Origin of the sequence: Marinilabilia sp. (assembly GCF_016278715.1) — a bacterium.
Taxonomy (GTDB): Bacteria; Bacteroidota; Bacteroidia; order Bacteroidales; family Marinilabiliaceae; genus Marinilabilia.
Genome location: NZ_JADQBH010000204.1, coordinates 1 through 7,824 on the forward strand (window position 1 = coordinate 1; position 7,824 = coordinate 7,824).

Annotated in this window: 6 protein-coding genes and 1 pseudogene; 3 read left to right on the forward strand and 4 right to left on the reverse strand. The window is 40.9% G+C overall.

Translation table 11 applies throughout. From position 1 onward, the window contains the following. From QZZ43_RS12710 to QZZ43_RS12720, 3 genes and pseudogenes are all read right to left on the reverse strand, one after another. Window positions 1-475, reverse strand: a pseudogene (locus QZZ43_RS12710) (hypothetical protein); the annotation flags it as partial. A 1-nt stretch (window position 476) separates the two neighbouring features. Then, window positions 477-1,349, reverse strand: a complete 873-nt coding sequence (locus QZZ43_RS12715) for a DUF58 domain-containing protein (protein WP_291859915.1) — start codon at window positions 1,347-1,349, stop codon at window positions 477-479. 131 nt (window positions 1,350-1,480) lie between these two features. Continuing rightward, window positions 1,481-2,395, reverse strand: a complete 915-nt coding sequence (locus QZZ43_RS12720; RefSeq protein WP_367221558.1) for an AAA family ATPase — start codon at window positions 2,393-2,395, stop codon at window positions 1,481-1,483. Between the two features lie 370 nt (window positions 2,396-2,765). On the opposite strand from QZZ43_RS12720, the gene QZZ43_RS12725 reads away from it, so the two are divergent. Further along, window positions 2,766-2,969, forward strand: coding sequence for a (2Fe-2S)-binding protein (locus tag QZZ43_RS12725; RefSeq protein ID WP_291859920.1), 204 nt, complete (start codon window positions 2,766-2,768; stop codon window positions 2,967-2,969). A 370-nt stretch (window positions 2,970-3,339) separates the two neighbouring features. Here QZZ43_RS12725 and QZZ43_RS12730 read toward each other — a convergent pair whose 3' ends face one another. Further along, the gene (locus QZZ43_RS12730) at window positions 3,340-4,536 is read right to left on the reverse strand and encodes an S-adenosylmethionine:tRNA ribosyltransferase-isomerase (protein WP_291859922.1); all 1,197 of its coding nucleotides are present in this window, start codon (window positions 4,534-4,536) and stop codon (window positions 3,340-3,342) included. Window positions 4,537-4,781: 245 nt separating this feature from the next. On the opposite strand from QZZ43_RS12730, the gene QZZ43_RS12735 reads away from it, so the two are divergent. After that, the gene (locus QZZ43_RS12735) at window positions 4,782-5,405 is read left to right on the forward strand and encodes a transposase (protein WP_291859925.1); all 624 of its coding nucleotides are present in this window, start codon (window positions 4,782-4,784) and stop codon (window positions 5,403-5,405) included. A 53-nt stretch (window positions 5,406-5,458) separates the two neighbouring features. Next, window positions 5,459-6,517 carry a DUF2027 domain-containing protein gene (locus tag QZZ43_RS12740; RefSeq protein ID WP_291859927.1) on the forward strand — a complete coding sequence of 353 codons (1,059 nt, stop codon included), beginning with the start codon at window positions 5,459-5,461 and terminating at the stop codon, window positions 6,515-6,517. Window positions 6,518-7,824: the final 1,307 nt, after the last annotated feature.

A 7,824-nucleotide genomic window follows, 5' to 3' on the forward strand; every position in this document is an offset into this window, starting at 1 on the left:
CAATAGGGGCTTTAATGTCAGTTATTCCTTTTTGAGGATCTACTTCTTCAAACGGATTCACCACCATCAGTCCGATGGGCCTTGTTTTCTTTTTTGCTTCCAGATTTGCCGATGCCAGCTCAAATTCCATTGGGGGTATGTAATGAAGCCCGCTGTCGAAAGAAGTGATCCGAAAAATCTGTTTAACCGAAATACGGTTTCCATCAATAAGCGTGGTATCGGGTTCTGTCCGGTCAACTATTTCGATGTTTTTGGTGATGGTATCGGCAAATTGCGGAAAAGCAACAGTTATATCATTTGGCTGAGCCACCTCGAGGATGAGATTCATCTGCCCGCCAATCACCATTAAAGTGGAGTCCGGTGTTGCATTTACTGAAAAGTCCTGAGCAATTGACCTTTGAACAATTCCCAGGCTTAGCAATAATACCGTAAAGGTTAAAAGTATATCTGTTTTAAAAAAAAGAAATTTCCCCATTTTAAGCTCGTTTTTTAAAGAGTGAAATGAGTGCTTTAACATAGTCCTCGTTGGTTGGAACTGCCACGTTGTCTACACCGCTTTTGGAGAATGCACTTTGCAGGAGTCCCTCATTTTCCTTCCACCAGGTCTGGTATGCTTCTCTGGTTTTACGATTGGAGGTATTGGCCCAGTAGTATTCTCCGGTTTCTGCATCTTTCAGCTTTACAAATCCAATGTCCGGCATTTCTGCTTCACGTGGGTCATAAACCCGGAGGGCTACGATATCATGCTTCTGATTGGCAATTCTCAGGGCATCCTCAAAGCCTTCGTCCATAAAATCGGAGATTACAAATGCAGTACACCGCTTTTTGATGGCATTGGTCAGGTATCGTAATGCCTCTGATATATTGGTTTCCCGGTGTTCAGGAGTGAAACTGATCAATTCGCGAATGATATACAAAATGTGCTTTCGACCTTTCTTGGGGGGAATGAACTTCTCAATTCTGTCCGAAAAGAATACTACCCCGATTTTATCATTGTTCTGAATGGCTGAAAATGCCAATACAGCAGCCATTTCGGTGATAACATTTTTTTTGAACCGCCAGGTGGTACCAAACTCACGCGAACCCGAAACATCAATCATCAGCATGACTGTCAGCTCTCGTTCTTCTTCAAACACCTTAATAAAAGGGTGGTTGAAACGGGCTGTTACATTCCAGTCAATGTTTCTGATGTCGTCACCATATTGATATTCACGTACTTCGCTAAAAGTCATTCCCCGGCCCTTAAATGCAGAGTGATACTCCCCGGCAAAAATGTTGCTGGACAATCCACGGGTTTTAATTTCAATCTGACGAACGCGTTTTATTATATCTGTTGCTTCTGTCATCATATCAATTAGCAATTATCAGTTACCAAATATCAATTAGCAATTATCAGTTTCCAAATATCAATTAGCAATTATCGGTTACCAGATATCAATTATCGGTTACCAAATATTGATTATTGTTCATTGCTCATTGTTTAGGGTACTTCAATTGTGTTCAGTATTTCACTGATAATCTCTTCTGAGGTGATATCGTTGGCTTCTGCCTCGTATGACAAGCCGATGCGGTGACGTAGAACATCATGACAAACAGCACGCACATCTTCAGGAATTACATATCCGCGGCGCTTAATAAATGCATAAGCCTTAGCCGCAATCGACAAACTGATGCTGGCACGGGGAGAGCCACCGTAGCTGATCATATCTTTGAATTTTGCCAGGTCGTATTGTTCTGGAAAACGGGTGGCAAAAACAATGTCAACAATATACTTTTCAATCTTTTCGTCCATATAGACGTCTTTGACCACTTCCCTGGCACGTAAAATATCTTCAGGATTGATGATGCTGTTGGCTTCCGGGAATTTTTTTGCGAGATTATGCCGGATTATTAATTGCTCCTCGGCTTTTTGCGGATAATCAAGCACCACTTTTAGCATAAAACGGTCAACCTGGGCCTCGGGCAACGGATAAGTTCCTTCCTGCTCAATAGGGTTTTGCGTGGCCATTACCAGAAATGGTTTGGGTAGCGGGTAGGTGCGATCGCCAATGGTTACCTGACGTTCCTGCATTGATTCCAGCAATGCACTCTGGACTTTGGCAGGGGCACGGTTGATTTCATCAGCCAACACAAAATTGGTGAATACCGGACCCTTCTTGACCACAAATTCCTCATTTTTCTGGCTGTAAATCATGGTTCCCAGCAAGTCAGCCGGCAGCAGGTCCGGGGTAAACTGTATCCGGCTGAAGTCGGCACTTACCGCCTTGGAAAGGGTCGTAATGGCCAGTGTCTTTGCCAATCCCGGTACTCCTTCCAGAAGGATGTGTCCATCAGAAAGAAGGCCAATCAACAAACTCTCTACGAGGTGTTTTTGGCCTACAATAACTTTGTTCATTTCGATGGTTAGCAGATCCACAAATGAACTTTCCTGCTTGATTCGTTCATTCAATTCTTTGATGTCAACTGTTTGGTCCATGAGACTTACTTGTTTATATATTTTAATACTTTATTGATGATTTTTCTGCCAATATTGCAGCAATAGGATGAATTTTTAATCACTCGCTAAATTATCAAAAATTGTTCCAACATCGGGGTTTGTGACTAAAAAAATAGTTTTAGCACTGGATGGTTTGGAAGATCACAAAGATAGATCCGGCTTTTGTTCTGAATTCATTTGTTTTCGGCAGTAAATTGTGGATTATTTAACATCCAGGTAAACCACCTGACCACCATTTGTGTTACTTTCAAAACAAAGAGCATAAATTATGAATGAATTCGAAGATAATGATATTGTATGTCGCCACTTACAGCTAACCAAATCCGAGATTGTTAAATCCATACGTGATAAACAACTGACCACTTTTGAACAGGTGCAGGATGAGACTGATGCCGCAACTGTTTGCGGCTCCTGTGCTTCAGATGTGGAAGCTATTCTGGAGGAGGAAATACGTAAACGGAAAGATGGTTGAACCGCCGGAAACTCAGAGTTGTGTTTTTATTCTAAAAGAAATCTATTTAATAGTTATGTTGCCTCACTATCTATGTTCGACACCCTCAGAGTCGTGATTCATTATATTGCATACTGCTATAAGTATAGGAGCCTTTGAGGCTCCAGTGCGGTAAAGTTTTAGTCTTATGACCCCGTAAGTGGGTCAAATATTTATAGATATTTAAATATATATGGAAATCGACCTCCAAAGTGGGTCGTATTATAGGTATATGTGTAATCTAAAGATTAATTGATTTTTACAAACTTGTTTCTTCTTTAATTTAATTGGGCAGGCATTATTATAATGAACCCCAAATATTAAACCACGGGGAGTGCAGAGTAACAAAAAGCTACGCTTTCCACAACAGCGATGAATCGCCATAACTCAGGAATCGGTAATTGTTGTTTAGCGCATGTTTGTAAACCGTCTTCCATTCCTCACCAATAATTGCGGCTACAAGCAATAGTAATGTGCTTCCCGGCTGATGGAAATTTGTAATCAAGCCTTTGACAGAGCGGATCTGATAGCCCGGGACAATAATTATTGCGGTTGATCCCTCAAAATGCGCTTTCTCTTCATTTTCTGTGGCTTCAATCAGATAAGAAACTGCCTCTTCAAACGAAAGGGAACTCTCATTTTTATAAGGTGTCCATTGTTCCACATGGTGAAATGGTTTGCCCTGACTGGCTAAAACCCCTGCCCAGTAGAGTGATTCTAAGGTGCGTAAGGTGGTTGTTCCCACCGCTATTTTTGGGCCTTGGTGATTTGTAAACTGCCGAAGTGCGTCTAAAGGCACCCTGAAATGTTCGGTGTGCATTTCATGGTCAGCAATGGTTGCGCTTTTTACCGGACGAAAAGTTCCTGCCCCCACATGGAGGGTTAAATTGGTCAGAGAGACACCCTTTTGCTGCAATTGACTCATTACATCCGGGGTGAAATGAAGCCCGGCAGTTGGAGCAGCTACGGACCCTTGCTCTTGCGAATAGACCGTCTGGTAACGTTCGGTATCAATTTCTTCTGATTCCCGCTCAAGATAGGGCGGAATAGGGGTTTTGCCCATTGCTTCCATGAGTTCGGAAAAGGTATATTCCGGATTGTCCCAACTGAAGCGAATGGTGAAACCGTCGTTGGTGGGAGCCACTTTTTCTGCAGAAACCACTACCGTTGTTTTGCCTGTATCCACCTCTGTTTCCAGGTGTCCTTCCTTCCATTTTTTCAGGTTGCCGATCATGCAATTCCATGAAACTTCTCTGGTTTGCTCAAAAGCCATTGCCACATCGGAAGGGGATGCCGGTTCCAGGCAAAAAATCTCAATGTGCGCACCCGTTTTCTTGCGAAAGGGAAGCCGGGCCCGGATCACTTTGGTGTTGTTAAAGAGCAGCATTGCATCAGAAGGAATCAAGTCAGGTATCTCTCTAAAATTCCTGTCTTCTATTGTGCCATTTTTGAAATGCAGCAGTTTTGACTGGTCTCTCTTTGTAAGTGGGTATTTTGCTATTTTTTCGGTAGGTAGGTGGTACTTGTATTGGTCTATGGAAATGTGCATTTTTTTGTTTGTGTGTTTGTTCTCTTTTTTTTGCGCCAAAGTATAGAAAATCCATGAATTTTCTATACGGCGGTCGCAAGTTACTTTCTATAGTTCAAGTTACTTTCTGGTTTTAATTCTTTCTTTGTCTTTAAACATGTTTTTGGTGGGGTTACTGTTGTCGTAAAAAAAAGTAGTTGAAAAAAAGTCAGGAAACAAGTATTTTTATTTGTCATTAAGTATGTAACCTTGAAAACCCTAACCTTATGACAATGTTTCGAAATAAGTACCGCGTAGAGGGTAATCGTATGCGGATATTGAATTATTCTGCCCCGGGACAATACTTTATCACCAACAACATCCAAAATCGCCATTGGATATTGGGTCGTGTAGCCAACCAAAAAATGTTTTACTCTGAGTATGGAGAGATTGTGAAAAAAGAGGTCTTAAAGATACCAGAGTATCATCCTCGTATTATTTTGGACGAGTGGGTGGTAATGCCTAATCATTTTCATTTGTTAATCATCTTGAAGGAATATGGGTATTATAATGGTATATCCGAAGTGGATGATTATAATATGCAGAAAAATCATGAGTTTTATCTTTCTCGTAAGTGGTGGAATAAGCCCAATTATCAACCTACCAAAAAGGAGGTAGAGGAATATTGTAAACTTCGCAGACGAATGATCATTCCCAAGCTTATGGGAAAGTTGCAAATGAAGACTTCAAAGGATATTAATATTTTACGCAAAACTCCGGGAACAAAAAACTGGCAACATGATTACCACGATCATGTAATCCGGGATGGACGATCCTATCCCCGTATAAAAAACTACATCATCAACAATCCTAAAAACTGGAAAGGAGATACCTTCTTTGATAGGGCATAGGGTAAAGGAAATTCACGAATTTCCTTTACCTTTGCCCATAAAGCATACTATATATGAAAAACATAGATATCAGACCCGGAGACACTGTACGCTTCCTGAACGATGTAGGAGGAGGACTGGTCACCCGTGTGGAAGGAAATATCGTATACGTTGAAGATGAGATCGGATTCGAGGTTCCAATGCCGTCCAACGAGATTGTCGTAATTGAACGGAAGGTAGCTTCACCTCAGTCGGTGTCCACCAATTCGGCTAATAACCGGAATGAACAGCCTGTTATAAAAAATGAAGAGCCTGCTTTTGAGGAGGAAGAAAGCATGGTTGATGAACGCCATGACGATCTGAACCCTCGTTTCTATCTTGCTTTTCTTGATGGCGGACACAAGGGTGATAAACAGATGGTCGATTTCCATTTGGTCAACGACAGCAATTATCAATGCCTTTATTTGATTGTAGAGATGGGAGAGGACGGACTGGCACGCCACCTTTACAATGGTCGCATACAAGCCAATACCAAGGAGCACATGGAGCAGGTGGATGCATCCAAACTGGATGTCTCCTGGCACGTGCAGATGATGCTTTATCGCAAGAATAAGCCCTTTGCTCTTTTCGATCCCGTTAATGAAGTATTGAAAATCAAGGCACATAAATTCTTTAAGGACAATGCCTTTAAAAACAATGACTTCTTTTACGAACGTGCGGTTCTGCTTCCGGTTATTAAAACCGAGTTGGAGCGTCGTGTTGAAAATCTCACCCAGAAGGAGACCCGTAAAATACTCCAGGAAAAGGGAGAGTTTAACGTTCCAAAACCTAAGGTTACTAAAGATAAGAATCCAGATATTATTGAGGTCGATCTTCATATCCACGAGTTACTGGATGATACCCGCGGCCTTTCAAATGCCGACATGCTCAAGCTACAGACCGATCGCTTTAAAGAAGTGATGGAGGAAAACCAGAAGAACAAAGGACAGAAAATTGTCTTTATCCACGGTCTGGGCAATGGCACCCTAAAACATGAGGTAAGGCGATTGTTGAATTCAAGGTATAAGACACACAGTTTCCAGGATGCCTCGTTTCGGGAATATGGATATGGGGCTACTATGGTGATTATTTAGGACATTATAAGATTAGAAAAAAGAATATAAACGCAAAGACGCTATGGCGCAAAGGATTTTATTAGGAGATTTTGTGGTCAAGTGTTTTATCGTTAATAATGTTTTTAGACAAGCATGATCTGGTATTCAACTGCCCCTCGTTTCTGCACGAGGGGCTTTTAACTCCTCGTCTCCAACGAGCAAAAATCCCATAGAACTTATTTAGTCCTTTTCCGCTAAAATCCTATGTCTTCGCAGTCCAGGGTTCGCTTTTTCTCCAAGACGCCTTGTGTAGACATGGGAGAGCACTTTATGTTTTTTTTATCGTCAGAGACGACGGGCTATCACCCCCTCGTTCGGAAACGAGGGGGAGGGGGAACCCTATTAATTTTAGAAACTATTAAACTAATGCCTTACTCTTTTAAAAGTCTCTCTTAGTAGATTTAAGGGGTTCCACTTCCAAGATGGAATAGCCACGGCAGTGGTGGCAGTATGGTAAAAAGTACTCTATAATTTTATGCACAGAGCCACGGCAGTGGTGACACTTTTTCTTACTTATATTTTATTTTCTGTCACCACTGCCGTGGCTTTCATTCTTTCAGTCAGCAGTTATTATTACCATACTGTCGCCCGCCTCCGGGGGCTGGAGTTGATATGTTGAGGATGCATGTTATTTCGTATAAGGCTCATTTTTGTATTGGAAACCGTTTTTCTTTTCACTCTCTCTCAATACCCCTTCGGGATTTACCAACTTCTGTTTTTTGTCTCTTCGGCACTCCACCGACCCTTCTTCGAGGCATCGTCGTACCTGCTTCGACTCTTGTTCGACTGCTGTTCGACTCCTGTTCGGCTTATAAGGAGTCGAAGAACAGTCGAAGAACGGCCGAACAAGGTCCGAACAAGGTACGGAGAAGGTGCGACCAAAGGTAATTATTGGCTTTGGTGAAAGCCGATTAATGCATTGTAAATAAGCGGTATAGCCTATATTTTAGTTTTTGTTACTTCAAAAAAATGACTTCCTTTTTTAATTTTACAGATTATATCCATTCTGTTTGGGATTTAATATACAATAAATCAGAGTAGAAGAATTATTTTTATATCTGATTATAAAATCTCTTTCTTTATTTAATTATTAAATATTCCTTTCTAGCTGTTTGTTTTAAGCATTTTAGCATAGAAAAGTTATCTGTCCAATACTTTGTAAAATCATTTAAAGAACTGATAGTCAATAATAAAATTGTCTGAATTCTATTGTTTAATATTTAGTAGTCTGAAACTAATTTATTTAATATATTTATAATTTTTCTCTTCTAATATTTAAATTTTCT

Coding starts and splice junctions, on each gene's coding strand:
- QZZ43_RS12715 (WP_291859915.1), bottom strand. CDS start 1,349: ATGATGACAGAAGCAACAGATATAATAAAACGCGTTCGTCAGATTGAA.
- QZZ43_RS12720 (WP_367221558.1), bottom strand. CDS start 2,395: ATGAACAAAGTTATTGTAGGCCAAAAACACCTCGTAGAGAGTTTGTTG.
- QZZ43_RS12725 (WP_291859920.1), top strand. CDS start 2,766: ATGAATGAATTCGAAGATAATGATATTGTATGTCGCCACTTACAGCTA.
- QZZ43_RS12730 (WP_291859922.1), bottom strand. CDS start 4,536: ATGCACATTTCCATAGACCAATACAAGTACCACCTACCTACCGAAAAA.
- QZZ43_RS12735 (WP_291859925.1), top strand. CDS start 4,782: ATGACAATGTTTCGAAATAAGTACCGCGTAGAGGGTAATCGTATGCGG.
- QZZ43_RS12740 (WP_291859927.1), top strand. CDS start 5,459: ATGAAAAACATAGATATCAGACCCGGAGACACTGTACGCTTCCTGAAC.